This window comes from Zavarzinella formosa DSM 19928 (assembly GCF_000255705.1).
In the GTDB taxonomy this organism is placed as follows: domain Bacteria; phylum Planctomycetota; class Planctomycetia; order Gemmatales; family Gemmataceae; genus Zavarzinella; species Zavarzinella formosa.
Genome location: NZ_JH636441.1, coordinates 463,613 through 489,023 on the forward strand (window position 1 = coordinate 463,613; position 25,411 = coordinate 489,023).

The window sequence follows — 25,411 nt, forward strand, 5'->3', positions numbered from 1 at the left end:
GGGTGAGATCATTTCGATTCTCACCCTTTTTTATTGATTTTGAGAATAATCCATGTACTCTCCTATACGCGTCGCTTCTTCCATGTTTCTCCTTGGTTTGGTAATCCTCTCCGCAGGATGCAGTGGCCCCAAAGTGGAGCCTGTTCCGCCGGACAAGGCCATGAAGGTCCAAGAATTGGTGCCTGTCAAGGCAAAGCTTTCCAGCATGCCTGGAATGCCGGGCATGTCAGCAGGCGCGGCCAACCCAAACAATCCGGCTAGTCCGGCTAAAAAATAGCAGAATAGGTGAAACAAAGGGAAAGAGTCGTCGTGTTCCCATGCGAGTATTCCGGCGATTGCCCCACTCTCTTCAGTCTCGCATCGGAAAGCGTGAATTGATGTGAATACGCCGGTCGTGGCGAATTCCCCGTTTCATGTCCTCGTGATTCATTGCCGGTATTGCCCGCCTCAATGAATAATTTGTTCATCCGGACCTTGTGTCTGGATGACATGTCAAGCTTTCTGCTTCCTTGGCTGGTTTGATCCAAATCTTTTCTCATCGGCACCCTTGCGACCTGTTCTGACGACTTCGCCTTTCCTCGATAGAATCACAAATCCATGTGTCGAGTTCTGCAATTATTGTTGCCGTGATCGTTAGAGAAAGCCATGGCCGAGACTGTTCTGATCGTCGATGACGAGGAACCCGTGCGCCGGACGTTCCGCGACTGGCTTGCCCAGGCCGGGTGGGGCGTGAATGTCGTGGCCATTGCGGATGCCGAGGCGGCGCTAAAGCACGCCCAGGACAATCCGGTGGATCTGGCGATTCTCGATTGGAACCTCGGCATGGGGTCCGACGGGTTGCAACTTCTTGAAGACCTCGTCGAATTCCACCCGGATATTGTGGCCATCATGGTCACCGGTTTCGCCCATCAGGCGACGCCGCTTGATGCCCTCCGCATGGGCGTGCGGGATTACCTTGACAAGAACCAGGAACTCACGCGGGAAACGTTTCTCGCGGCCGTTCGCAAGCAACTCGACCGGATCGCCCCGGCCAAGCATCAGCGGGAGTTCACTCGGGGGTTGTTGCAATTTCGCGAATCCGTTGGCCGGATTCTGCCGCTGGTCCAGTCCACGGCGGCCCTCAATGATCCGGTGCCCTTGCCGGAAGCCGTCCGGCATCTCTTCCGCTTTTTGGTTCGCCTTACCGGAGCGGCCGACGGGGCGATGGTCGGCCGGCACATCACCGAGGATGGCACGGAGCGTTTTCTGGCCTTCTCCCCGGACGGCAAAGCCATTCCCACGCTGGCCATTCCGTTCGGCCGTTCGCTCGCGGCCACCGTGTTGAGCATGAACGAACCCTGTCTCCTAATGGGCGAAGACCTGGCGACGCTCGGGCCGGTCGATCTTCAACCCTTCGAGACAAACCACGAAATGCTCCTTGCCGCTCCGGTTGTGGTGGCGGACGGCACGCATGTCGTGATTGAGTTGTTCGACAAACCCGGCGGCTTCACGGCCGAGGATCGTCGGCATCTCACGGGAACAACGGAGTTTTGCACGGAGATCCTGCGAAACGCCCTCGCGGAACGCCAGACACAACGGTTGTTGATCAATGCGGTGGAATCCGCGTTGAAGGCCAGCGAAACGGCCGTCGGCATTGCGAATCCGGCCGGCCTCCCGGATGAGGTGATGGATCAACTGAAGACCGATTTGAATCGGACGGCCAACCGCGTGGTCGATGGCGAGACCTCGTTGGAACTGGCCGAGGCCATCCGTGAACTGGCGGTGCGGCACGGATCGTCCTCCGTCCGGCATTGCCTGCGGTTGATCGGGAATGTGCGGGACATGCTCGACGAATTGTCGGGCGAATGGAACGGGTGAGAGGACGCACCCGTGAACGGAACTCCCACCGTGTTTGACGAGATATTTCGTCTGTTGACCCCCGAACGACTGCTGCTTGACCCGCGGGCGACCGGGGAGGGTGTGGCCGTCGCGATGATCGACGGCGGCGTGGAAAGTTCGGTGCTGGCCGCCAAACATCCGCAAATGCACCCCATTCAAGGGGCGATCTTCCGCAACGACCAACCTCAACCGTTTCCCTATCTCGGTCATCAATCCTCGCCGCACGGAACCACCGTGGCGGACATCATTCTCACGATGGCCCCGCGGGTGACTCTCTACTCGGCGGATGTCTTCGGCCCGACCGGCACCAGCGAAGTGGACACCGTGATCCGGGCGATCCGGCACGCCATTGATGTGTGGAATTGCAAGGTCATCAATCTGTCGCTCGGCGTCCCCGAAGCGAAATTGCAGCAACCGGCAAAGCGGGCTCAGTTACTGCGGACAGTCGAGGAAGCCTATTACCGGGATGTGCTGGTCTTCGCCGCCGCCCACAACGAACATCCGCTGACGCGGAGTTATCCGGCCGCCTTCGCCCCGCCGTTGATCTCCGTGGACAAGGGGCTTTTCGCCGACCCGCTTGATTTCGCTTACGCCCTGCGGGAAACCGTGGAATTCCAAGCGCATGGCCGGGCCTATCTCGGGCCGTTCACCCGTGAACCGGCGACAAGTTGGGCCACGCCCCACCTGAGCGGCATCGCCGCCCGGTTGCTCTCTCTGCGGCCGGAAATGAAGCCGTTCGAGATCAAAACACTTCTGTACTGGATGTTCGTGGCGAGACAGTCCCAAGAGAGCAAGGCCGAGACGCCGGGTTGACAATCAAATGATGGTGGTTTAAAAATGCCCCTGCCTCTTCCCATAATCTGGGAAGTCACGACAGTTTGGGGACATTAGGAAGGACCACATCGTGGCCGATATTGACCATTGGCATCCGATCATGCCCTCAAAGGCCCTGCGTCACAAACCGGTCGCCGTTCGATTGTGCGGCGAGGAAATTGCTTTCTTTCGGACGAACGGCGGCCAAGTCGGCGCTTTGGCCGATGCGTGTCCGCACCGGCGAATGCGGCTGAGCCTTGGCCGGGTCGTCGGCGAGCGCCTGACTTGCGCTTACCACGGCTGGACATTCACATGCGACGGGCAGGGCGAAAGCCCCGGAACGCCCAAGATGCACGCCTGCGCCAAAACTTATGACGCCTGCGAAAAGTATGGTCACATCTGGGCCAGACGGACCGGTTCCGAATCGGCTTTCCCGGAATTCGACATTGAGGGTTGGACACGGGTGGGGTCGGCCGACTTTTCCGCCGAGGCCCCGTTGGAACTGACGCTCGACAACTTTTGCGAGATCGAACACACGCCTGAAGTTCACATGGTCTTCGGATACGACAAAGCCCGGATGCCGGAGGTGGAGGTCCACACCGACTCGACCAACGAGACGGTTCACATGATTACGTTGGGGCCGGCCAAAGCCGTCGGGCCGGTCCTCTCGTGGATGATCGGCATCAGCCGAAAGTATCATTTTCGCGACGAGTGGACGACGAAGTTTTCGCCGGTTCATTCGGTGTACGATCATTCTTGGGTGGAACCAGACACCGGCCGCGAGTCGAAGGTAAAGTGGCGGGTGTATGTGTTCTTCACCCCGGAGACCGAGGGAAAGACACGGGTGACCGCCTTCACCTATGCCAAATCCAAGTGGCCGGGACCGACCGGGGGCATCCGTCCGTTCCGCTGGCTGATGCGGAAGCACCTTCGCCGGGAAATTGACATGGATTTGGCGATCCTCAAGGGACTTGCTTCGCATGAACCCGGAGTCGACGGGATGAAGCTTAGTCGTTTCGACAAATGCCTGGTCTTGAACCGCGAGCGCATTAACCGAGTTTATCGGGGACAGGCCGAATCATCTCGTCGGCCGTTGCCGGTGGCGGCCGAGTGACGTGGTGACACATGGGGTCAGTGCTTCCAGAAGAACAGGCCCCAGATGTCGATGGCGAAAAAGACAACGATGATGATTTCCAGCCAGAGCATCCGGCGTTCGTTCACCTCGCTCCGCACCACGCTGTACAAGTCGTCGAGTTTCTCCAGCCGATTCTCCACGCTCGCCGTCCATTGATCCAAGTGGAATCGTTCGCGGGCGCTCAGGTAGACGCGGGCCAGATACCAGTCGCCCAGAAACTTGGTGATGTGGGAAACCTCATCCGTGAGTTTCGCAAAGTCGATGCTCAGGCTTCGCAATTGCCGGAGCAGGGCCGAGGTGGCGTTCAACTTGAACCCCGGCCGGCGTTCGACCAAGTGGTACACGTTCGCAAATTGCCGGTCAAGCGATTGGTCGATGACGCGGAATTCCTCCAGTTGCACGTTGGCCAACTCCAGCACATACAAGATATCGTCGTAGTATCCCGAAAGATCGACGACGAACGCGGCATCCCAATCCAGCACCGCCAAGTCTGTTTTCTCGAAGGATTGTTGTCGGCGGATAGTCTCGGCAATTTGGGATTCGGCCAAGAGAGCTGGTTCGGTTTCCGAGAGCAGCCCGGCGACGGCCACGCGGTGTTGCTGAAACCACGCAGGCACATCATTTGGCCCGCCGAGATCAGTGAGGCAAAATACCGTATACGCCTCGGGTTCTGAAACCGCCGCCGGGCGGACAATCGCCGGGGCGATGTCCCGCACGACTTGCTGACAGATTTCGCCGGCCGCCGCCCCGAAGTCCCGGCCGTCGCCAAGCAGAGTCCGGTGATAGGGGATTAACTTTTCGACCGCCTCCGCCTCGACCGCCACGCGGAGCAACACGCTCACCACGCCGATATCGTAAACGCGGACCTGCACCCGAACCGGTCGGCCGTCGCAGGAGAACATCGTCCCCGGTTCGACGGCAAGAGGTCGATGCAGGGGAATGTCGCGAGGCGAGGTGTGGTCCCGTCGGATGTCGAGCGGTTCGGGGACTTTGCCGAGGATCTTCCCAATCTTCGGCGGCAACAGTTCGTTGGCCACGTCGAAGGCAAACAGATAAACCACTTCGCCGGTCATGGGGGAGTCTCAAGATGGCCGACCGATCAGACGGTGTCCGGATCAATGCCGAGTTCGCGGAGTTTGGCCGCCAGCCGTTCTTTTACGACCTTCTCCGACTCGGCCCTTTCGATGGCCATTTCCGCTTCTCTCGCGGCCATTTGCTTTTCCCGCTCGGCCTCTTTGGCTTTCCGCTCGGCGTCGTCTTTCTGTCCTTCGGCGATTTCAGCCCGGCGACGCAGAGTGTCGGCCCGGCGACGTTGCGATTCTTCCCGAAGGATCGATTTGTCCCGTTCGGCGAAAATCTCATCCGGCCGGAGCAGGGGGCGACCGTCGTGACCGTCGATCACGATCTCTCCACCCTGAACGTGAAATGTGAAATTCAACAGCGGGCTTTTGAAACCGCTCATTTGCGGGATCGGCATGAGCCGATCGTTTTCCCGCAACCATCCTTCCATCGTCGCCGGGAATTCCGGCCGGAAGAGGTAATATTCCAGCGCCCCGTGCCGCTCGTAAAACTGCCGTTTCAGTTCCATTTGCGGTTCGGTGTTGCTCGGCGACCAGACTTCGATCACCACTTGCGGGAAGATGCCTTCTTCTTCCCATAATTTGTAGCTTCCCCGATGCGTTTTCGGCCGGCCGAAGACCACATACACATCCGGGGCCATGCGGATTTCGGGATGCCCCCGTTCCGGGTAGATCAGGTGGTCTCCCGCCACGAACACATCCGGCCGGGCGGCGAAATAGGCTTCCGCGTTCCACTTCAGGATGGCGATCCAATCAAACTGGAGGGTGCTGTCAGACATGGAAAGCCCGTCGTCGTCGGGGTATTCGATATCGGCGTCAATTGGGTTTGCGCTGCTCATCGGATGGGTTCCGTCAGGCGGTCTCTTCATTAGTATCCCAGATCCCCGGCGGACCGAGAAGTGAAATTCACCGGAAGATCATCCACAATACCAGCGACAGGACCAGTGCGGCGGCGAGGGCGATCCCGCCGAAAAAGACCAGTCGGCGGCCGGTCTTTTTCGCCGATGGTTTCGCCGGGGCGATGGCCGGCAATTGTTCCCGGCCCTCCAGCAATTCGATGAGGTTCGCGGCCGTCGGCGGGCGGTCGTCGGGATTTTTGGCGAGCAGGGCCATGATGATGGCGGCCAGGTTTCCGTCGAGTTTTGTCGGTGTTGGGGGCGAGTATTTGACCACATCCTTGAGCAGCACCATCGTGTTGGCGCCGCGAAAGGGTCGCACGCCAGTCGCGGCTTCGTATAACACCGCGCCGAGGCTGAACAGATCGCAGCGATGATTGACAACGCCCCCGACCGCCTGTTCGGGGGCCATGAAGGCCGGGGTGCCCAGCACTTCGGCCGAGCCGGTGAGTTTCTCACCGGAGGTCTTCAACCGCACCAGCCCGAAATCAAGGATCACGACCCGGCCCGTTTCGGCTTCGATCCAGATGTTGCCCGGCTTGATGTCCCGGTGGATCAACTCTCGGGCGTGGGCGGCCGCCAGCCCGGAGGCGAGGGCGAGGCCGATGCGCCGGACCTCGGCCGAAGGAAGTTTCCCCCCGGACTTGATCCGGGCATCCAGCGACTCGCCACGCAGCATTTCCATCACGATGTACGGGCTGGATTTGAATTGCCCGACCGACAGGACCGTCACGATATTCGGATGTCGAAATCCGGTCAGTGACTTCGCCTCCTGAAGAAACCGCACTCTGGCGATGACATCCCCGGCAACCGCCGGGTGCATCATTTTGACCGCGACTTCTCCGCGAAATTGATGGCTGGTCGCCCGGTAAACAACGCCCATTCCACCGTCGCCCAGTTTTCCGAGCAGGCGATACCTGTCGATCTCGGTTCCTGGCGGCAACACCTCCGCAGCCGACTTGACGGAGACTTCCGCCGCCGGCCCCGGCGGCGGCATCATGGATTGAAAGTTTCGCAGAATGTTGATTTGCCGGGTCAGTTCCGCGAGCAATTCGGGATGGTCGCGGCAAAGTTCGCCGGGCGAAATCTCGCCGCCGGTCTCGGTGGTTTGCTGCCAGTTGTCCAGCAGGAGGGCAAGTTGTTCGTCGGGCGTCATGGAAAATCGGCGACGTTCAGGGAGTGGGAAGAGTGTCGCCGCCGATGGCGGCTTGCAACTTCAGGCACGCCTCTGCCCACCATCGTCGCACCTGCCGGTCGGTGACGGCGAGCAATTCGGCAATCTGAACTTGCGTCCAGCCATGATAGAACGTGAGGCCGAAGACTTCCCGCAGATGGACCGGAAGTTTCTCGACGGCGACTTGAACATCATGCCAGCGGTCCAGTTCCTCCGGGGTAATCAGGTTCCGGTCGGCCGGGTTTCGATCATTTTCCTGGGAACTGTCGTCGTTCGGGAGCGAACCCGTGTTCCCTTCGGTCACGGCTCGTTTGCGATGCCGCCGGGCGAGGTCGAGGAGTTCCCGTCGAAGCTGTTCGGTCGCCAGTGCGTAAAACTCCCGGACGCTATTCGGGGTCACTTTCTCCAAGGCTCGGGTCAGGCGGATGAGGGCGTTTTGGAGCACGTCCCCGGTTTGCTCGCGGGACTTCACCGCCGGAAAATTGTTTAACATCTTGCTGGCGATGCGTTCCAACCGGTCGGCCGTCCGGCGGATCAGATCATCCATCGCCCGGATGTCCCCCTCTTGGTGGCGGGCCACCATCGCATGAAGGCTCCGGGTCTTCAACTCATCAACGGACATACGATTGCTCCCGTCGGGTCGGCGGGCCATCAAAAAAGCCCCGGACGTTTCATCCGATGATGAATCATTCCGGGGCAATGTCGTCACGTCAGTATAGTCGGAAAATCACGCTTCGGACGAGGCCAGCAGATCCGGCGTGGCTTCTTCGTCTTCGTCGGCATCATTGTAGCTCGGGGCGTTGATCCGCACTTCGGCATCTTGGTGCATCTTGAAGCCCGTTCCGGCGGGGACAAGGTGACCGAGGATGACGTTTTCCTTCAAGCCCACCAGATAGTCGGCCTTGCCGGCGAGGGCGGCTTCCGTGAGAACCTTCGTGGTTTCCTGGAAGGACGCCGCGCTGATGAAGCTTTCGGATTGCACGGCCGCCTTGGTGATCCCGAGCAGCACCACTTCCATTGTGGCTGGCTTCGGGGTTTCCCAAGTCGGCTTCTTGCCCCCTTCGGCCTCGATCCGGGCGCATTCGTCGTCGTAGGCGTCCCGGCTGACGATCTTGCCGTGTTCGAACGGCGAATCGCCCTTGCCCTTGATCTTCACACATTCGTTCATCAGGCGGTCATTCACCTTCATGAACTCGAACTTGTCCATCACCGAGCCGGGCAGCAGGTTCGTGTCGCCCATTTCAATGATCTTCACTTTGCGGAGCATCTGCGAAACGATGATCTCGATGTGCTTGTCATCGATTTCCACCCGCTGGCTGCGATACACCTGTTGCACTTCGTGGACGAGGTAATCCTGAAGAGCCTCGGCCCCGGAGATGCGGAGAATGTCGTGCGGAACCAACGGTCCCTGAACGAGCGGGTCGCCGGACTTCACGTATTCGCCGGTTTGCACGTTCAATTGCTTGCCGTGCGGAACCTGATGCTCCATCTCGTCGCCAACCGGGCGGCCCTTTTCGTCCTCGGGTTGAACCCAGATGACGCGCTTGCCACGCTTCTTGTCCCCGATGCGAACCTTCCCGCCGACGTCGGCCATCACGGCCGGGTCGCGAGGACGGCGAGCTTCAAAGATTTCCGTCACGCGGGGCAAACCACCGACGATGTCCTGGTTGGCGCTTTGTTCCTTCGGCGTCTTGGCCAGAATCGTCCCGGCGGAGACTTCTTCGCCGTTCTTCACTTCGAGGTAAGCCCGTTCCGGGATGTAGTAAGCCTGAACGATGTTCCCCCGGCCGTCTTCAATCACGATCTGCGGGTGAAGATCACCCTTGTGTTCCATGATGATGAAGCGTTCGGTGCCGCTGGAGTCCTTTTCCTTCCGGAAGGTTTCATTTTCCTTCAGGTCTTCGAACCGCACCTTGCCGCCGGTTTCGGTGATGATCGGCGTCATGTGCGGATCCCATCGGCACAGGATGGTGTTCGGGCCGACTTCCTGGCCGTCCTTCACCAGCAGTTCCGAGCCGTTGGGAACCGGCAACCGTTCGATCGGCGGTTGGTTCTTGTCCTTGAAGATCAGGATTTCGCCGGTCTTCGTCAGGGCCAGCGTGGATCGGACGATGTTGCCGGCCGGATCTTTCACTTCGCGGGCCACGGGGTTGATCCGCTCGAACACCACGATCCCGCCCTTGCGGGACTTGCGATCACTGTCGGCGGTGCTCCCCTTGGCCACCCCGCCGATGTGGAATGTCCGCATCGTCAACTGCGTGCCCGGCTCGCCGATGGATTGGGCGGCGATGATCCCGACGGCCATGCCTTCTTCCACCAACGCCCCGGTGGCGAGGTCCATCCCGTAGCACAACCGGCAAACGCCCAGCGAGGCCTGACAGTTCATCGGGCTGCGGACGCTGATCTTGTCAATGCCCCGCTTGTCCAGTTCCTTGGCGATGTGCGGAGTGATCATCTCGTTTTCGGCGACGATGAACTGATCCGTCACCGGGTCAAGAATCTCGTTCCGGCTCACGCGGCCTCGAATGGCGTCGGAGAGGGGACGGTCAATTTCGTCCCCCTTGTACATGATTCCCTTGCTCATCCCTTGGGTCGTGCCGCAGTCGTGCATCGTGATGACGACGTTTTGGGCCACGTCGGCCAGTTTACGGGTCAGGTAACCCGAGTCGGCCGTCTTCAACGCCGTGTCGGCCAGACCCTTTCGGGCGCCGTGCGTGCTGGAGAAGTATTCCAGCACGTTCAGCCCTTCGCGGAAGTTCGACTTGATCGGCGTCTCGATGATTTCACCGGACGGCTTGGCCATCAAACCGCGAAGACCGGCCAACTGACGAATCTGTTCGACGCCGCCGCGGGCGCCGGAGTTCGCCATGAGGAAAATCGGGTTCAGGTACGGCACTTCCTTGCCGGTCGTCTGATCCTTGCGGCGGTCGGTCTTCAGCGATTCCATCAGGCTCGCGGTGATCTTTTCGCGAGCGTCGCCCCATTGTTCGAGCGTCTTGTTGTACCGTTCCTGTTCGGTGATCGTCCCCCGCTCGAAGTTGCGGCGGATCTTCTCGACTTCCTTATCCTTGTCCTTGAGGATCGCTTCCTTGACCGCCGGGGTGCGGAGGTCGGAGGAGGCAAAGGACAGGCCGGACCGGGTCGATTCGCGGAAGCCGGTTTCCTTCATCCGGTCGAGCAGGTCGATACACTGTCGGCGGCCGAGAATCTGGTACGTGTCTGCGATGATGCGGGACAGGTTCTTGCTGGACAGCGCCAGGTCGTAGAACGGCATCTTGGGTTCAAGAATGTCGTTGAACACCACGCGGCCGACGGTGGTGATGACCAGTCCGCCCGGCTTGCGCGGAAGTTCTTCGACGGCCGTTCCCTTGGCGGTCTTGATTTCCGAGATGAACTTCTTTTCCATCGGCAACCGGACACGGACGCGGGCGTGGACGCCCAGCTTCCCGAATTGGAAGGCCGTGAACACTTCGCTCGGGCTGTGGAAGGTCATGCCGTCGCCGGCCTCGACCTTTTCGCCTTCTTCGCCGCGGCTGGCGGTGAGGTAGTAGCAACCCATCACGATGTCCTGCGAAGGCGTGATGATCGGGTTGCCGTTCGCCGGGCTGAAGATGTTGTTGGTGGACATCATCAGCACGTGGGCTTCGACCTGCGCCTCGATCGAGAGCGGCAGGTGGACGGCCATTTGGTCACCGTCGAAGTCCGCGTTGAACCCCTTACAGACGAGGGGGTGAATGCGGATGGCGTTCCCTTCGATGAGGACCGGCTCGAACGCCTGAATCCCCATGCGGTGCAGCGTCGGGGCGCGATTCAAAAGCACCGGGTGGGACTTGGTCACTTCGGCCAGGATATCCCACACGTTGTCGTCTTTGCGCTCCAGCATCTTCTTCGCGGACTTGATCGTGTCCGCCAAGCCGAGTTCCTTCAGCCGACGAATGATGAACGGCTGGAAGAGTTCCAGGGCGATCTTCTTCGGCAGACCGCACTGGTGCAGCTTGAGTTCCGGGCCGACGACGATCACGGAGCGGGCCGAGTAGTCCACCCGCTTGCCAAGGAGGTTTTCACGGAAGCGGCCTTGCTTCCCCTTGATCATGTCCGTGAGGGACTTGAGGGGCCGGTTGCTGGAACCCAGCACGGGCCGCTTACAGCGGTTGTTGTCAAACAACGCATCCACGGACTGTTGCAGCATCCGCTTTTCGTTGCGGATGATGACTTCCGGGGCGTTCAAATCGACCAGCTTCTTCAACCGGTTGTTCCGGTTGATGATCCGGCGGTACAGGTCGTTCAAGTCCGACGTGGCGAAGTTGCCGCTGTCGAGCAGCACGAGCGGCCGGAGATCCGGCGGGATGACCGGGATGCACTCCAGAATCATCCATTCGCACTTATTGCTCGAATCTCGCAGGCTTTCGATGATCTTGAGCCGCTTGACGAAGTCGCGGAGCTTCTGCTTGCTGGACTTGTCCTTGAGGTTTTCCTTTTCGAGCAGATCGCGCAGCCGGACCGATTCTTCGACGAGGTTGAGCTTTTCCAAAAGCTTCTTGACGGCTTCGGCACCCATGTCGGCCTCGAAGCTGCCCGCGCCGTATTCCTCGACAGCCTGACGATATTGCTCTTCGGTGAGCATCTGCCGTTCCTTGAGCTTCGTCTGACCGGGATCGATCACGACGTAGTCTTGGAAGTAGACAACCTTTTCGAGCGAGCTGGTCTTCATGTCCAGCAGCGTGCCGAGGCGGCTGGGCATCGCCTTGAAGAACCAAATGTGGACGACCGGGGCGGCCAGTTCGATGTGCCCCATGCGCTTGCGGCGGACGCGGCTGTGCGTCACCTTCACGCCGCAACGGTCGCAGATCATCCCCTTGTATTTCATGCCGCGGTATTTGCCGCAGGCGCATTCCCAGTCCTTTTCCGGCCCGAAGATCTTTTCGCAGAACAGACCGTCTTTTTCCGGACGGTAGGTCCGATAGTTGATCGTTTCCGGCTTCTTGACCTCACCGAACGACCAGCTTCGGATATCCTTCGGGGCCGCGAGACTGATGCGGACCGCGCCGTAATCGTTGATGCGGTCGTAGCTCGTGGTTTCGCCGGCGTTCGCGGCCGCGTTCGGAGGAATCGCTGTGTTCGCGCTCATATCTGAAACCTTTCGGTGGACATGTACCCTTGAGAAAAACCCCGACCCCGCATCACGTCTTCAAATCGTCCATCCGCAATGTGCAATCGGTCCGGCAAACCGAACACCGTCGGGTGTTCGGTTTGCCGATCCCCCGTTAATTCACGACTTTCTTTTCCAACTGCATGTTCAGGCCAAGCCCGCGGATTTCGTGGGTGAGCACGTCGAAGCTGGCGGGGGTGCCGGCTTCCAGCGTGTTTTCGCCCTTCACCATCGATTCATAGATCTTGGTGCGGCCTTCCACGTCGTCCGATTTCACGGTGAGCAATTCCTGCAAGATGTAGGCGGCCCCGTAGGCTTCGAGCGCCCACACTTCCATTTCCCCGAATCGCTGACCACCGAAGCGGGCTTTCCCGCCGAGGGGTTGCTGCGTGATCAGAGAGTACGGCCCTGTCGCCCGAGCGTGAACCTTGTCATCAACAAGGTGGTGCAGCTTGAGCATGTAGATGTAACCAACGGTCACTTCCTGGTCAAAGCGGTCGCCCGTGCGGCCGTCGTACAACACGCTCTTGCCGGTCTCGGAATACCCGGCTTCCTTGAGGCACGCCTGGATTTCCTCTTCGGTCGCCCCGTCGAACACCGGGGTGACGGCCTTGAAGCCGAGCTTCGCCGCCGCGTAACCCAAGTGGGTTTCGAGAATCTGACCCACGTTCATACGGCTCGGCACGCCGAGCGGATTGAGAAGGATGTCCACCGGGGTTCCGTCCGCGAGGAACGGCATGTCCTCTTCGGGCAGAACCTTGGAGATAACCCCCTTGTTCCCGTGGCGACCCGCCATCTTGTCCCCGACGGAGATCACCCGTTTGGTGGCGATGTAGATCTTCACCATCTGCTGGACGCCGGAGGGGAGTTCATCCCCCCGGTTCAGCGAGTTGATCCGCCGTTCGCGTTCTTCAAGGAAGACGTTGATGCGGTCGTTGTACTTCTTCCAGATGTCCTTCGCCTTCTTCTCCTTGTCCGGCACGCGGATTTCCAAGGTGTCGAGCTTGAAGGCAACCGCCTGCAAGGCGATGACCAGATCCTTTTCCTTCTCGTCCCCGAGTTGCTTGCCCGTGGTCGGGTCTTTGAGATCCTTTTCCTTGCGTTCGAGGGCGATGGCGACCTCATGGACGAACAACTTGAACTGATCGGCAATCAGTTTGTTGTACTTGTCCGCGATCCCGTTCTGTTGCTTTTCGAGCGTCTTTCGTTCCTCTTCCGTCATCGACGTTTTGCGGCTGAACCGCTGGGTGTCGATTACGATGCCTTCAACGCCCGACGGCACTTCCAGCGAATCGTTCTTCACATCTTCGCCGGACCGGCCGAAGATCGCGTGCAACAGCTTTTCTTCCGGCGTCAGTTCGCTGCGGCTCTTCGGCGACACTTTGCCGACGAGGATGTCGCCCGGCTTCACGAACGTTCCGATCTGCACGACCCCGTGGTCGTCCAGGTTGGACAGGGCCTTCGGGGAAACGTTCGGGATGTCCCGTGTGAACTCTTCCTTGCCGAGCTTCGTTTCGCGAATTTCGATGTCGAACTCCTCGATGTGAATCGAGGTGTACGTGTCGTTCTTCACAAGCCGTTCGGAGATGATGATCGCATCTTCGAAGTTGTAACCTTCCCACGACATGAACGCGACCAGCACGTTCCGGCCGAGGGCCATTTCACCTTTATGGGTGGCGGCCCCGTCGGCGATGATCTGGCCGGCCTTGACCTTGTCGCCCATCTTGATGATGGGTTTGTGGTTCTGGCAGGTCCGTTCGTTCAGGCCGACGAACTTCCGCAGCACATATTCTTCGTCGTCGATCTTGATGCGGGTGGAGTCCACATACGTGACCGTCCCGGCCTTCTTGGACTTGATGACCATCCCGGAGTTCTTGGCCACTTCGATCTCAAGACCCGTGGCCACCACCGCCGGTTCCGTGATGAGCAGCGGCACGGCTTGCCGTTGCATATTGGAACCCATCAGCGCCCGGTTGGCGTCGTCATGTTCAAGGAACGGGATCAAACCGGCCGAGACCCCGACCATTTGCTTCGGGGAAACGTCGATGTACTCGATCTTGTCCGAGGCAATCTGTTTCAAGTCCCCGGCGCCGCGACCGTTCACGCGGTCATCGGTGATGCGGTCGTCTTCCGTTTCCGTGTCGGCCGGGGCAATGTTCAATTGCGATTCTTCGTCGGCCCGCAGCCAGACCACATCCGTGGAGAGCTTGCGGCCCTTCACCGTGCGGTACGGCGTGATGAGGAACCCGTACTCGTCGATCTGGGAATAGATCGAGAGGCTGGAAATCAACCCGATGTTCGTCCCTTCCGGGGTTTCGATCGGGCAAATCCGGCCGTAGTGGGAGATGTGAACATCCCGCACTTCAAAGCCGGCACGCTTCCGGTTCAAGCCCCCCGGCCCGAGGGCCGAGAGACGCCGTTCGTGCGTGAGTTGCGACAGCGGGTTGGTCTGGTCAACCACCTGCGACAGTTCGGACCGGCCGAAGAAGTACTCGATGGCCGCCGACACGCTCTTCGGGTTGATGAGCGCCCGCGGGGACATTTCCTCTTCGGCGCGGGAAGCCATCCGCTCTTGCACCGTGCGGCGGAGCTTCAGGAACCCCTTGCGGAGTTCGTCGGCCGCCAGTTCGTCGATGGTGCGGAGGCGCCGGTTGCCGAGGTGGTCGATGTCGTCCACACTGAATCGGGTTTCGTCTTCCTTCGACTTGTTCGCTTCACGAAGTTTCAAGAGATACTTGATGGCGTTCACGAAGTCTTCGGAACGGAGGGTCATCTCCGTTTCAGACACTGTCTGGTTGAACTTCCGGTTGACCCGGAAGCGACCGACGCGACCGAGGCGATAGCGGTTCTGATCGAGGAACTTTTCCTTGAAGAGTTCCTTGGCCTTCTCCAGTTGCGGCGGGTTGCCCGGCCGGAGCTTCTGGTAAATCTTGAGGAGGGCGGCCTCGTGCGATTCCGTGCCGTCTTCCTTGATCGACTCCAGGATGATGGGGTCTTTCGGCGGGGAGAGGGCGGCGATTTCCTTGATGTTGCTGGTGGCGATCCGGTCCACCGCCTCGCGGGTGAACGGGGCGCCGGCGTCAACGTACACTTCGCCGGTGTCCGGGTCGATCACGTCGTCTTCGGCGATCATCGGCGGGATTTCGGTGTCCGGGTCGCCGATCAGCTTGGTCCGCGTGGCGGCCGAGTTGGTCTTGATGATTTCCGGCGTGTAGAACTCGCGGATGATGGCCGCGCTCGACGAGTATTTGGGGTCCATCGCCCGCAGGAGCGTGACCGCGCTGAACTTGCCGGACTGGTCAATCCGCACGCCGAACGTCTGCTTCTTGGAGACGTTGATTTCAATCCAGCTCCCGCGCTCCGGGATGATCCGGCAGGAGTGGAGCTTCATGTCCCCGTCCTGCTCCATCACGAAGTCCACGCCGGGGGAGCGGTGGAGCTGCGAAACGACAACTCGCTCGGCCCCGTTGATGATGAACTCGCCCCCGCCGATCATGATCGGCATGTCCCCGAGGTACACTTCTTCCTCGACGGGCTGGCCGTCCCCCTTGCGGAGACGCAGCCACACCTTGAACGGGCGACCGTAGGTCAGCCGGAGCTGGCGGCACTCATCCGGTTCGTACCGGGGCTTGCCAAGCTCGTACTTCACGTACTCAAGCGTGATCTTCTTGTCGTAGCTCTCGATCGGGAAGATTTCCTGCATCACCCCTTCGAGACCAGTGGCTGTCCGCTTGTTCGTCGGAACTTCGAGTTGCAGAAACCGGTCATAAGACTTGGTCTGCACCTCGGTGAGGGGCGGAACCTCCACGGAGTTGCCCACACGGCCGAAGTCGCGGATGGTGTTCGGTCGAATAATACGCTGCGACGGGATTGCCATGGCGGAAGTCCTCCCTCGACAAGGGACACGGATGCACGGGCCGTTTCCACAACGGACCTTGCGTCAACGAGTCGGTTCGATTATGAGAGATAGAAGGTTTTGAAAGTCACGCAGGACGGCGTTTGGAAAACCAAGTCATCCACAGGGTTGTTCCCTCGGACATGTCGGTCCTCCGCTTTGAGTTTGGTCGTCGATGTCGGGCGTGAGAATTGCAAACACGGATTGCGCATTGTCACCACGGCGGCATTGGAAGGTGGACGACGCTAATTGATTCCGGGCGGGCCGGAACCCACGCCATTCTTCATGAACATCAGTTCACCAATTGGAGACCAGCGTTTCCAATCGGATTCAAACATCCGCGAAGTCGTGCGTAAAAGACATCGTACCCGGAACCATCGACAACGTCGATAGGCCGGGCCGAAAATATTTTCACTTTTTATTGGCGATGAGGAAAAAGGTTGATCCCGAACCAAAATCCGTGATCAACAATCGTCAAATCGCGGTCAAACTCAGACGCCCTTGATCGCCACCTTGGCACCGGCGTCTTCGAGGGACTTCTTGATCTTTTCGGCCGTGGCCTTGTCAACGCTTTCCTTGAGAGGCTTCGGAGCCCCTTCGACGGTCGCCTTGGCTTCGGCGAGACCCTGGCCGGTGATTTCCCGGACGACCTTGATGATGCCGATCTTCTTGGCGGCGTCGAAGCCGGCTTCGAGGATGACATTGAATTCGGTCGATTCAGCCTTCTTCTCGGGCTCAACGGCCGGGCCAGCTTGCATCACCACACCACCGCCACCGGCGGCGGGTTCGATCTTGTATTCTTGCTTGAGGTATTCCTTCAAGGCAACGGCCTGAATGATGGTCAGGTGAGCGATCTTGTCGCCGAGTTCCTTGACTTCCGGGGCCAACGCTGCGTCACTCATCGTATTTCCTCGTGTACGTGGTCAACAAATCAAAAGCCGCTGAAGCGGGCGGCACAAACGTAATAGCCTGTTCAAAAAGAGGCGACTCGACACAAACGAGCCGCCATCGTGGTTTCATTTAAGCCGTGGCGGGGGCCGCCGGGGCTTCGGCCGCCGCTGCCGGGGCGGCTTCTTCTTCCTTGCGATCCGCAAGGGTCTTGATCTGGCTGGCCACTTGCGAAGCCGGTCCGGTCAGGGCGCCCGCGATCGAGGAGGCCGGCCCGAGGATCATGCCGATGATCTCGCCGATGGCTTCGAGCCGGGTCGGCATCTTCATCGCCAAGTCCATCGACACGGCCTGCCCGTCGGCGACCGCCGTCTTGACGACCAGCTTTTCCTTGGACTTCGGATCTTTCTTCTCGATCTCCTTGATGAGGCCGTCCACGGCCTTGGAGAGTTCCTTGATCGAGTCGGCGCCCCAAGCCACGAGGGTTGTGCCGGTCCAGTTCTTGGCGTCGATCTTGACGCCTTGGGCCTCGAAAATCTTCCGGGTCAGCGTGTTCTTGACCATTTTCACGGTGATCTTCTTGTCCCGCAGGTTTTTGCGGAAATTGAAGTCCAGCGTGGAATCGACTTTCGTGGGGGTGATCAGAATCAGATCCCGGACGCCCTTGAAGGTTTTCTCCAAGGCCGCGTATTCCATCGACTTGACAATTTTGCTCATGGGTATTCTCTCCCGCGTCCGCCCCTTACGGGGGGATCATGCGGCCTCTGGTTAGAAGGTGATCCTGACGCCGGGGGACATCGTCGCGGAAATCACGACGGAGAGGATGTAATTCCCCTTCACGCCGGACGGCTTGACGGAACGAACTTGTTCGACGAATGTGTTGATGTTGTCCACCAACTTCTCTTCGTCGAAGCTCATCTTGCCCACGCCCGCGTGGACACAACCACCGGCGTCGGCCCGGTATTCGACCTTCCCGGCCTTGAATTCCTTGACCGCCGCCCCGACATCGCCGTTGGCGGCGACCACGGTTCCAGCCTTCGGGGTCGGCATCAAGCCGCGCGGCCCGAGCACTTTCCCGAGGCGGGAAACCTGGCCCATCATGCCTTGGGCGGCCAGCACCACGTCGAAGTCCAGCCAGTTTTCCTGTTGGATCTTCTGGATGAGTTCCGTTCCACCGGCGAAATCAGCACCGGCGGCCTTGGCCTTCTCGATGTCGGCCCCCTGGCAGAACACGAGGATGCGAACGGTCTTGCCGATCCCGTGCGGCAGGCCAACGCTGCCGCGAACGGCCTGGTCGGCCTGCTTCGGGTCGATACCGAGCTTCATGTGAACTTCGATGGTTTCGTCGAACTTCACCCGCTTGAGAGACTTCAGGGTGGCAATGGCCTTTCGCAGGGGGACGGTTCCCTCTTTGATGACCTTCGCGGCCTGGCTCTTCAGTTGATTGCGGAGTTTCTTGCCCCTTTTCGGGGGGAAACCGGCTCGCTTGCGGGACTTGGGGGCGTCTGCGGCGGGAGCGCTCGCAGCGGCCGCGGCCGGAGCGGTCTCCGGCGTGGTCGGTGTCTCTGCCATGTTCAAAAATATCCTTGAGCCGGGGTCTGCGGAGCGGCTACTCCTCCCCCAAGCCGGTCATGCCCTTGCGGGCGGTCATTCACAAACAAACCAACCTCCGGAGCCAGAAAATTGCCGTCTGGCGACGCGGAGGCTTTGGATCACGTTTCGGGATCAGTGAAGAAGAGGAATTACCCTTCGACGGTGAGTCCCATGCTGCGGGCCGTCCCCTCGATGATGCGGGCGGCATGTTCCATGTCGCGGGCGCCGAGGTCGTTCTTCTTCTTCTCGGCGATCTCAAGAACTTGTTTCTTGGTCACTTTGAAGCCGGTATACTTGCCGGATTTCTTGGCGACCGATTCGGCGGGCAATTGCTTGCCGGCGGCCTTCTTCTCAATCGGCAACCCGGCGGCCTGCTTCAACAGCACGGCGGCGGGAGGCGACTTGATGATGAACTCGAACGAACGGTCCGAGTACACGGTGATGACAACCGGGGTCATCATGCCCTTCAACGCCGCCGTGCGGTCATTGAATTGCTTGACGAACATCCCGATGTTAACGCCGTGGGCACCCAAAGCCGGGCCGACGGGCGGGGCGGGGGTTGCGGAGCCACCGGGGCATTGCAACTTGACTTGTGCGGTTACTTGCTTGGCCATAGATCAACTGTCCTACCGACGTCCGAGGCAAACGGCCACCAGAACGGTCGAGATTTCACAAATTTCGGGTAAAAAACTCGTTTCAACTTCAGCGAAGGCTCGTTAATTGCATCACATCTTTGGAGACTAATCACTCGGATTCTCGCGGGGCCGGTCATCATGATCCTCCCGCAAGTGCTTTGGCGGTTTCGGTCGGATCACGGCCAGCCAGACGATCAAAAGCGTCAGGGGAAGCAGAAATCCCACCGAGCAACAGATGCCCAGAATGACGATTTCCTGCATTCCCAACCCGAAAAAGCCAGCATTCATCGGCAATCCTTGGCCCGCATCAGACGCGGTCCACCTGCCAGTATTCCAGATCGACCTCGACCGGGCGGCCCCAGATGGTCAGCACCACTTTGACCTTGGGCGTCTGGCTGTCCCGGTCGGTGATGTCCTTGACCGGGCCTTCCATGTTGGCGAACATCCCCTCGCGGACCTTGACGGCATCCCCGAGATCGAAGTCCAGCTTGACCCGTGTTCCGGTGGTGGCTTCCTCGCTGCTGGCGGGGCCTTTGGTATCGCCGCCAATGAACTCTTCCTGGTCGGCCAGCATCCGCTGAACTTCGCGGTCGCTCATCGGCAACGGAGCGCGAACCAGTGTGGCCCCGACGAAATCACCAACGCCGTTCGTTTCGCGGAACAAGTACAACGTGTGTTCGTTGTACTCGCATTCCACGAACAAATAGCCGGGGAACTTCTTCATCTTCTTGATGCGTCGTTTCCCGTCCCGCACTTCCGTGATCTTCTCGACCGGCACGAGGATGTTCGAGATGTATTGCTCAAGGTTGCCGATCTTGACGCCCCGGTCGAGGGCCTTCTTGATCGAGTCCTCGCGGCCGCTCTGAACCTTGACGACGTACCATTTTTTCTTGTTCGCCGTGGCGGCCGCATCAACGACGCCAGCGGCCTCGGCGGCTGGCATCGCCGGAATGGGGGCGGCTTCGGGGATGGGCGCGACAGCCTTGGGAGCCACCGGGGTTTCGGCCGGTTCAACGGCTTCCGGCATGTCCGCGGGTTCGGAAGTCGGGAATTCGTCGCTCATCACAGGAGTGTCACTTTCTGGCCGCGAAACGGAAAACGGTCGTCACCAGTCCAGCGGGGTTTGATTGTCTTTGACCACGGCGGGCTTCTCTTTGTCGGTCGGCAGCACGCCCACCAATTCCCGGCTCAAGAGCCAACCCCAGAACACGTCGATGACGAAGAGGAAAACGGTGATCAGGACCAGAGAGGTCAGCACCACCACCGTGTCACGGATCAGCGCCTTCCGGGGCGTCCAGGACACTTTGTTGATTTCGGCCTCGGTGGCGATCAAAAAGTCCGCAAACGGCGGGAAGTTGACCGCACGCCAGGAAAACCAAATCGAAGCGGCGATCAGCACCATTGGAATCGTAAAAGCCAGATCCGGCAGAATGGTGAATCCACCGACGCGATGCAACGGGTTTTTAGCTTCGGTGAAACCAATCACCCAGTCGCCGAGCCGGCTGGAGAACTCGCCGTCAATGCCGGGAACTTTGATCATGTTGTTGAGGGGAATCCAGTTGTGCGTCATCAATGTCCAAACACCGCTTCCGAGGATGAGAAGCAGGCCGACGATGGTGAGGCGTCGAACTTTCAAGCCTTGCGATGGCTTGTAAGCGTTGACGGAAAGCAGTCCCCCCTCATCAACAACCAACGACCACTCGGCAAATTTTCCGGTGCGGAAGAACTGCACCAGAAAGAAAAGAATCGCCGCGTTGACAAGCATGGCAACAACGGTGCCCGCCGTTAGTTGTCGGCCGGCCAGCAGGAAAATGGCCCGGCCGCAGAAAAAAGCGGTGAAGACGGCCGAGATCACAAAGAAGATGCCGCCACGGGCACCGGGTGTTTTTTGGTTGGCCGCCAGTTTTGTCCCGGCGATGGCGATGGCCACGGCGGCCGCCACTTGAACGACGACCAAGAGGGCCGTGCTGAACAGCGGGTTGACCGCCTGCGAAATTCCGCGGCCAATGCTGGATTCCCAGAACCCCGGAATAATTCGCAGGACGAGGGCGGCGGCCCCCAGCACAAAGACGGCCCCGACGCAACTGGCGGCGATGAGGCCCATTGGCTGGGCGCTCTTGCTGGCTTCGGCGGTGGGTTGAACGGCAACGGCCATTTGACTATCCTGTGCGACCAAATCATGTCACTCGTCGCTTCGTGCGACGGGTCCGGATTCGGGTCCGTTATCAATGCGACCGCCCGCCCGAAAATCTGGGGCGGGCGGTCGGGGGCGGGCAATCGACCATCTTCTAACACCAACTCACAGGAGCAGAAGGAGTCGAACCTTCAACCTGCCGCTTTGGAGACGGCTGCTCTGCCAATTGAGCTATGCTCCTACATGTGACCGGGAGCCATGAATCTTGGTCTTACCTGAGAGAGGACAGCTTTTAAATGTCTTCTCGCCGGTTTGGCCCAAAACTCACGGCTCGCGGCCGACAATATTACTTGATCACCTTCGTCACGACGCCCGAACCGACGGTCCGGCCGCCTTCGCGGATGGCGAAGCGGAGGTTTTCGTCCATGGCGACCGGCATTTCGGGAAGCAGTTCAACCCGTACCTTCAGGTTGTCGCCGGGGGCGGCCATTTCGGCCTTGTTCCCGTCGCTGCCGAACATTTCGGTCACAGCGCCAGTCACGTCCGTCGTGCGGAAGTAGAACTGAGGCTTGTAGCCGGGGAAGAACGGGGTCTTGCGACCGCCTTCGTCGCCCGTCAACACATAGATGTTGCCTTCAAAAATCGTGTGCGGGGTGATGCTGCCGGGCTTGGCAATCACCTGTCCGCGTTCGATCCCGTCGCGGTCAATACCGCGAAGCAGCACGCCGACGTTGTCGCCAGCCATGGCCGTGTCGCAGGTCTTGTTGAACTGCTCGATACCCGTGAGAACCGTCTTCACGTTGTCCTTGCGGAGACCGATGATTTCAACTTCATCGCCAACCTTGCCCTTGCCACGCTCGACGCGGCCGGTGGCAACCGTTCCACGACCCTTGATGGAGAACACGTCTTCCACGGACATGAGGAAGGGCTTGTCTTCTTCACGGGCCGGGGTCGGGATGTATGTGTCGAGGGCGTTCATCAACTCGTCGATCGACTTCGGGCCGGGGTTGCCGTCCTTGGCCGGGTTTTCCAAGGCATCCTTGGACTGGCCGCGAATGATCGGAATTTCGTCGCCCGGGAAGTCATACTTCTTGAGGAGTTCGCGGATTTCAAGTTCCACGAGCTCAAGGAGTTCCGGGTCGTCAACGGTGTCGACCTTGTTCATGAACACGACAAGCCGGGGCACACCGACCTGGCGGGCCAAGAGGATGTGTTCGCGGGTTTGCGGCATCGGGCCGTCGTTGGCGGCCACCACCAGAATCGCCCCGTCCATTTGGGCGGCGCCGGTGATCATGTTCTTGATATAGTCCGCGTGACCGGGGCAATCGATGTGCGCGTAGTGCCGGGTCGGGGATTCGTATTCGACGTGGGAAACGGCGATGGTCACCGTCTTGTTCGCGTCGCGGACGATCCCGCCCTTGGCGATTTCCGAATAGCTCTTGAAGTCCTTGATGGCATTCTTGTGAGCTTGTCGGGCCATGATGGCGGCGGTCAGCGTCGTTTTGCCGTGGTCAATGTGACCGATCGTGCCGACGTTGACGTGCGGTTTTGTTCGCTCGAATACACCCTTAGCCATTGTTCCTGCCTCAGTTGAGGTAATCCTTGATGAAAATTCGAGACCGGGAACCCCAATCAGACCCGGCCGCCGAAACTGGGAACATGGTAAACCTTTCGATCCCGAAGCTGTTGATGGGATTCGAACCCATGACCTCTTCCTTACCAAGGAAGTGCTCTACCAGCTGAGCTACAACAGCAAATAATAACATCTACAAACCAAACCACCGAGAGCGGGCGATGGGATTTGAACCCACGACAACCTGCTTGGAAGGCAGGAGCTCTACCGCTGAGCTACACCCGCAACACTCGAACGCGGAAACCAAAACTCAAACGTCCCAAGCGATTCTATTCCGCGTGCCAACATTCCGCATCTGGGATGGGCGGAGAGGGATTCGAACCCCCGAACTCCGAAGAGGCCAGATTTACAGTCTGGTGCAATTGACCACTCTGCCATCCGCCCATGTCATTTGCCCGCGTTTTTCGCAGGCATCGCCCCAGAGCCATCGGTGGGGATCGAACCCACGACCTACGGTTTACAAAACCGTTGCACTACCGCTGTGCTACGATGGCACCTTCCGGGAGAGTTTCAATATAGGTGCCCGGAGTACACCGACAAGATTCGACCGCAAGTCATGTCGAAAAATGTTTTTGACACTGTTGATTACCCAAGTTGGAGAGCAAAAGAATGCGTTGGGTTCACGCCGTCAGGGCACGAGTTGCTCGAATTGTCGCTGAACCGCCGGAATCCACGGGTAGGCCCACGGCCGGCCTCGGGAAAAACCTTCGTTTCCGGGGGCTTTCGGCGGCGGGGTCAGTTCAAACATGTCGTCGGTGAGTTTGGTAAGCGGAAGAAGATACACCGTGCCGGGTTGGAAAACCGCCTCTTTCTGGCCGGCAATCCGTGCTTCCCGCAAGTTGACAATCGAGATTTTTCCGGCCAGCGGGGGAGTGTGCGGCTTCAATTCTTCCTTGATTTGCTGCTCAATGTTGGGTTTGCCCGTCTCGGGATCGACGACGATCTCCGCCAGCACAAAATGGCTGGAGGCCATGAGTTGCGCCCGTGACACGACCAGCGGATTGGCCTTGGTGGCGGCCAGATAGCCCAGCCAGCCGAGCCACAGGAAGAAGAAACCCCCGGCGACCAACATCCGAACCTTCGCGGAACTCATCGGTGTCCCCGACGAATCGGCGGGGCCTCGTTCAGGGAGATGGCAAAGTCATCCGTCAAAGCCCGGTCCAGATCGAACAAGTTCTGGAAATCGGCCCGACGGTCGGTTTCCGTCTTACTGAGGAGGCTTCCTTCGATCAAGTTGAACACCAATTCGCCGATGTCGTCCGTGCGGGTGACGCCCCATTGATGGAAAACGGTTTTCGCCAGAAAGCCGAATTCTTTGCGGGCGAGATCCACGGTGCCGCGAAGGATTTCGGCCCCGGAGACGTGATGCTCCTCGGCCAGCGGTTCCCCCTCGCGAGGCTTGCGGCCGACCATCTGTTGGGTGTGGCCGAGGGCGTCGAAAATGAACTCGTAGGCCTCGTAGGCGTATCGCCGGTCACGGCGAACGATCTCGGCGATTTCCGGGTGACGCATTTGCTCGTTCCGTCATCGGGGAAGGGTCGTCGTGACCTCGACCGCCGGAGAGTCAGCGCGGGCATCCTGCCGGTTTCGGCTTAGAGCCGGGTGAGGATGTCCGCCAGCGGCACGGGAAGCCGTCGTCCGTCCTCAAATTGCACGATCAACCGCCGGGCCAGAATTTCCTGCACAACAACCCGCCCCTGCCCGTTACTGGTCACCACGCGGGCGCCGACGGGCGGGAGTTGTTCCAGAAACTCATCATAGACATCCTGCTCGAATCGCAGGCAGCATTTCAGGCGGCCGCAACGGCCGGAGATTTTGTTCGGGTCGAGCGTGGATTTCTGGATCTTGGCCATCCGCATCGTCACCGGGGGCATCACGCTCATGTGCGTGTTGCAACAGACCGGTTTGCCGCAATCGCCGTAGTCGGCGAGGAGCTTCGCCTCGTCCCGCACGCCAATCTGCCGAAGCTCAATGCGGGTCTGGAATTCACGGGCCATCGACCGGACGAGTTCCCGGAAGTCGATGCGTTTTTCAGAGAGGAAATAAAAGACGAGGCGTTCATGGCCAAAGAGCGGTTCGATGTCCACCACCTGCATGGCGAGACGATGCTCGCCCACCAGTTTCACGGCCGTCTCAAACCACGTTCTTGATTGAAGTTTGATCTGCTGTTCGCGGGCCAGATCTTCGATGGTCATCTGGCGGACAATGTCCCCCCGCGTTGGCTCGGAGAGTTGGGCGACCGCTTGCGGGGTCGCCGGACAAAGCACCTCGCCGACTTCCAACCCCCGCTCCGTCTTGAGGATCACGCGGGAATTTCGGGCGTAAGCCACGCCGCCGACCGCGACATACTCGCCCAACAACCGCATCGTGCCATGACGAACGATGTGGCTGGAACTCGCGGCGACCGTTGTAGAAATACTCATGAACTACCGGAAAATCTCACAGGTCATGAGATTGTAATTCATGGCGCGCGGGATGCAATGGGATAAATGGGGAATGAATACTTGGC

The 25,411-nt window shown here is 59.5% G+C and carries 21 protein-coding genes and 5 tRNA genes; 3 read left to right on the forward strand and 23 right to left on the reverse strand.

The annotated features are described in order from the left end of the window. Nucleotides 1-30 precede the first annotated feature (30 nt). The gene (locus BGIM_RS65920; RefSeq protein WP_157369200.1) at nt 31-243 is read right to left on the reverse strand and encodes a hypothetical protein; all 213 of its coding nucleotides are present in this window, start codon (nt 241-243) and stop codon (nt 31-33) included. Between the two features lie 402 nt (nt 244-645). Here BGIM_RS65920 and BGIM_RS0118320 point away from each other — a divergent pair, with 402 nt between their 5' ends. The 3 genes from BGIM_RS0118320 (at nt 646) to BGIM_RS0118330 (ending at nt 3,805) form a co-directional block, all read left to right on the forward strand. After that, the gene (locus tag BGIM_RS0118320; protein ID WP_020471194.1) at nt 646-1,857 is read left to right on the forward strand and encodes a response regulator; all 1,212 of its coding nucleotides are present in this window, start codon (nt 646-648) and stop codon (nt 1,855-1,857) included. Between the two features lie 12 nt (nt 1,858-1,869). Next, the gene (locus tag BGIM_RS0118325) at nt 1,870-2,691 is read left to right on the forward strand and encodes a S8 family peptidase (protein ID WP_020471195.1); all 822 of its coding nucleotides are present in this window, start codon (nt 1,870-1,872) and stop codon (nt 2,689-2,691) included. Between the two features lie 91 nt (nt 2,692-2,782). Continuing rightward, nucleotides 2,783-3,805, forward strand: coding sequence for a Rieske 2Fe-2S domain-containing protein (locus tag BGIM_RS0118330; RefSeq protein WP_020471196.1), 1,023 nt, complete (start codon nt 2,783-2,785; stop codon nt 3,803-3,805). A 17-nt stretch (nt 3,806-3,822) separates the two neighbouring features. Here BGIM_RS0118330 and BGIM_RS0118335 read toward each other — a convergent pair whose 3' ends face one another. The 22 genes from BGIM_RS0118335 to BGIM_RS0118460 all read right to left on the reverse strand — a co-directional run bounded on the left by BGIM_RS0118335 (nt 3,823) and on the right by BGIM_RS0118460 (nt 25,325). Then, a complete protein-coding gene (locus tag BGIM_RS0118335) occupies nt 3,823-4,899 on the reverse strand; it encodes a hypothetical protein (RefSeq protein WP_020471197.1) in 1,077 nt (358 codons plus the stop codon). Between the two features lie 26 nt (nt 4,900-4,925). Continuing rightward, entirely contained in the window at nt 4,926-5,744 is an 819-nt protein-coding gene (locus BGIM_RS0118340; RefSeq protein WP_020471198.1) for a Uma2 family endonuclease, read from the reverse strand. Between the two features lie 67 nt (nt 5,745-5,811). Beyond that, nucleotides 5,812-6,957, reverse strand: a complete 1,146-nt coding sequence (locus tag BGIM_RS51115; RefSeq protein WP_020471199.1) for a serine/threonine-protein kinase — start codon at nt 6,955-6,957, stop codon at nt 5,812-5,814. A gap of 16 nt (nt 6,958-6,973) precedes the next feature. Continuing rightward, a complete protein-coding gene (locus BGIM_RS0118350) occupies nt 6,974-7,627 on the reverse strand; it encodes an RNA polymerase sigma factor (protein WP_157369202.1) in 654 nt (217 codons plus the stop codon). A 75-nt stretch (nt 7,628-7,702) separates the two neighbouring features. Continuing rightward, on the reverse strand, nt 7,703-12,103 hold the full coding sequence (gene rpoC, locus BGIM_RS0118355; protein ID WP_020471201.1) for a DNA-directed RNA polymerase subunit beta': 4,401 nt from the start codon (nt 12,101-12,103) through the stop codon (nt 7,703-7,705). Nucleotides 12,104-12,239: 136 nt separating this feature from the next. After that, nucleotides 12,240-16,001 carry a DNA-directed RNA polymerase subunit beta gene (rpoB, locus tag BGIM_RS0118365; protein ID WP_020471202.1) on the reverse strand — a complete coding sequence of 1,254 codons (3,762 nt, stop codon included), beginning with the start codon at nt 15,999-16,001 and terminating at the stop codon, nt 12,240-12,242. 509 nt (nt 16,002-16,510) lie between these two features. Beyond that, nucleotides 16,511-16,921, reverse strand: a complete 411-nt coding sequence (rplL, locus tag BGIM_RS0118380) for a 50S ribosomal protein L7/L12 (RefSeq protein WP_020471205.1) — start codon at nt 16,919-16,921, stop codon at nt 16,511-16,513. A 118-nt stretch (nt 16,922-17,039) separates the two neighbouring features. Beyond that, the gene (gene rplJ, locus BGIM_RS57790) at nt 17,040-17,624 is read right to left on the reverse strand and encodes a 50S ribosomal protein L10 (RefSeq protein WP_020471206.1); all 585 of its coding nucleotides are present in this window, start codon (nt 17,622-17,624) and stop codon (nt 17,040-17,042) included. Nucleotides 17,625-17,675: 51 nt separating this feature from the next. Beyond that, a complete protein-coding gene (gene rplA, locus BGIM_RS0118390; RefSeq protein ID WP_020471207.1) occupies nt 17,676-18,479 on the reverse strand; it encodes a 50S ribosomal protein L1 in 804 nt (267 codons plus the stop codon). Nucleotides 18,480-18,649: 170 nt separating this feature from the next. Then, nucleotides 18,650-19,114, reverse strand: coding sequence for a 50S ribosomal protein L11 (gene rplK / locus BGIM_RS0118395; RefSeq protein WP_020471208.1), 465 nt, complete (start codon nt 19,112-19,114; stop codon nt 18,650-18,652). A 126-nt stretch (nt 19,115-19,240) separates the two neighbouring features. Then, nucleotides 19,241-19,423, reverse strand: a complete 183-nt coding sequence (locus BGIM_RS0118400) for a hypothetical protein (RefSeq protein ID WP_020471209.1) — start codon at nt 19,421-19,423, stop codon at nt 19,241-19,243. 19 nt (nt 19,424-19,442) lie between these two features. Then, on the reverse strand, nt 19,443-20,198 hold the full coding sequence (gene nusG, locus BGIM_RS0118405; protein WP_020471210.1) for a transcription termination/antitermination protein NusG: 756 nt from the start codon (nt 20,196-20,198) through the stop codon (nt 19,443-19,445). 42 nt (nt 20,199-20,240) lie between these two features. Then, a complete protein-coding gene (gene secE / locus BGIM_RS57795; protein WP_020471211.1) occupies nt 20,241-21,290 on the reverse strand; it encodes a preprotein translocase subunit SecE in 1,050 nt (349 codons plus the stop codon). 147 nt (nt 21,291-21,437) lie between these two features. Then, a tRNA-Trp gene (locus BGIM_RS0118415) sits at nt 21,438-21,510 on the reverse strand. A gap of 105 nt (nt 21,511-21,615) precedes the next feature. Beyond that, a complete protein-coding gene (tuf, locus tag BGIM_RS0118420) occupies nt 21,616-22,845 on the reverse strand; it encodes an elongation factor Tu (protein WP_020471212.1) in 1,230 nt (409 codons plus the stop codon). Nucleotides 22,846-22,950: 105 nt separating this feature from the next. Next, nucleotides 22,951-23,023: transfer RNA gene (locus BGIM_RS0118430), tRNA-Thr, on the reverse strand. Nucleotides 23,024-23,055: 32 nt separating this feature from the next. Then, nucleotides 23,056-23,127, reverse strand: a tRNA-Gly gene (locus tag BGIM_RS0118435). A 76-nt stretch (nt 23,128-23,203) separates the two neighbouring features. Continuing rightward, nucleotides 23,204-23,286: transfer RNA gene (locus tag BGIM_RS0118440), tRNA-Tyr, on the reverse strand. A gap of 38 nt (nt 23,287-23,324) precedes the next feature. Beyond that, nucleotides 23,325-23,396, reverse strand: a tRNA-Thr gene (locus BGIM_RS0118445). Between the two features lie 134 nt (nt 23,397-23,530). After that, the gene (locus BGIM_RS0118450; RefSeq protein WP_020471213.1) at nt 23,531-23,995 is read right to left on the reverse strand and encodes a hypothetical protein; all 465 of its coding nucleotides are present in this window, start codon (nt 23,993-23,995) and stop codon (nt 23,531-23,533) included. Next, complete coding sequence (locus BGIM_RS51130; RefSeq protein ID WP_020471214.1) at nt 23,992-24,414, reverse strand: Minf_1886 family protein; 423 nt, start codon at nt 24,412-24,414, stop codon at nt 23,992-23,994. Before BGIM_RS51130 ends, BGIM_RS0118450 begins: the two co-directional genes overlap by 4 nt. A gap of 80 nt (nt 24,415-24,494) precedes the next feature. Beyond that, on the reverse strand, nt 24,495-25,325 hold the full coding sequence (locus BGIM_RS0118460) for a PSP1 domain-containing protein (RefSeq protein ID WP_029630163.1): 831 nt from the start codon (nt 25,323-25,325) through the stop codon (nt 24,495-24,497). Nucleotides 25,326-25,411: the final 86 nt, after the last annotated feature.

Excerpts from the sequence above, each read along its gene's own strand:
- BGIM_RS0118320 (WP_020471194.1), top strand. The coding sequence starts at position 646 with ATGGCCGAGACTGTTCTGATCGTCGATGACGAGGAACCCGTGCGCCGG.
- BGIM_RS0118335 (WP_020471197.1), bottom strand. The coding sequence starts at position 4,899 with ATGACCGGCGAAGTGGTTTATCTGTTTGCCTTCGACGTGGCCAACGAA.
- BGIM_RS0118340 (WP_020471198.1), bottom strand. The coding sequence starts at position 5,744 with ATGAGCAGCGCAAACCCAATTGACGCCGATATCGAATACCCCGACGAC.
- BGIM_RS51115 (WP_020471199.1), bottom strand. The coding sequence starts at position 6,957 with ATGACGCCCGACGAACAACTTGCCCTCCTGCTGGACAACTGGCAGCAA.
- BGIM_RS0118350 (WP_157369202.1), bottom strand. The coding sequence starts at position 7,627 with ATGGCCCGCCGACCCGACGGGAGCAATCGTATGTCCGTTGATGAGTTG.
- rpoC (WP_020471201.1), bottom strand. The coding sequence starts at position 12,103 with ATGAGCGCGAACACAGCGATTCCTCCGAACGCGGCCGCGAACGCCGGC.
- rpoB (WP_020471202.1), bottom strand. The coding sequence starts at position 16,001 with ATGGCAATCCCGTCGCAGCGTATTATTCGACCGAACACCATCCGCGAC.
- rplL (WP_020471205.1), bottom strand. The coding sequence starts at position 16,921 with ATGAGTGACGCAGCGTTGGCCCCGGAAGTCAAGGAACTCGGCGACAAG.
- rplJ (WP_020471206.1), bottom strand. The coding sequence starts at position 17,624 with ATGAGCAAAATTGTCAAGTCGATGGAATACGCGGCCTTGGAGAAAACC.
- rplA (WP_020471207.1), bottom strand. The coding sequence starts at position 18,479 with ATGGCAGAGACACCGACCACGCCGGAGACCGCTCCGGCCGCGGCCGCT.
- rplK (WP_020471208.1), bottom strand. The coding sequence starts at position 19,114 with ATGGCCAAGCAAGTAACCGCACAAGTCAAGTTGCAATGCCCCGGTGGC.
- BGIM_RS0118400 (WP_020471209.1), bottom strand. The coding sequence starts at position 19,423 with ATGAATGCTGGCTTTTTCGGGTTGGGAATGCAGGAAATCGTCATTCTG.
- nusG (WP_020471210.1), bottom strand. The coding sequence starts at position 20,198 with ATGAGCGACGAATTCCCGACTTCCGAACCCGCGGACATGCCGGAAGCC.
- secE (WP_020471211.1), bottom strand. The coding sequence starts at position 21,290 with ATGGCCGTTGCCGTTCAACCCACCGCCGAAGCCAGCAAGAGCGCCCAG.
- tuf (WP_020471212.1), bottom strand. The coding sequence starts at position 22,845 with ATGGCTAAGGGTGTATTCGAGCGAACAAAACCGCACGTCAACGTCGGC.
- BGIM_RS0118450 (WP_020471213.1), bottom strand. The coding sequence starts at position 23,995 with ATGAGTTCCGCGAAGGTTCGGATGTTGGTCGCCGGGGGTTTCTTCTTC.
- BGIM_RS51130 (WP_020471214.1), bottom strand. The coding sequence starts at position 24,414 with ATGCGTCACCCGGAAATCGCCGAGATCGTTCGCCGTGACCGGCGATAC.
- BGIM_RS0118460 (WP_029630163.1), bottom strand. The coding sequence starts at position 25,325 with ATGAGTATTTCTACAACGGTCGCCGCGAGTTCCAGCCACATCGTTCGT.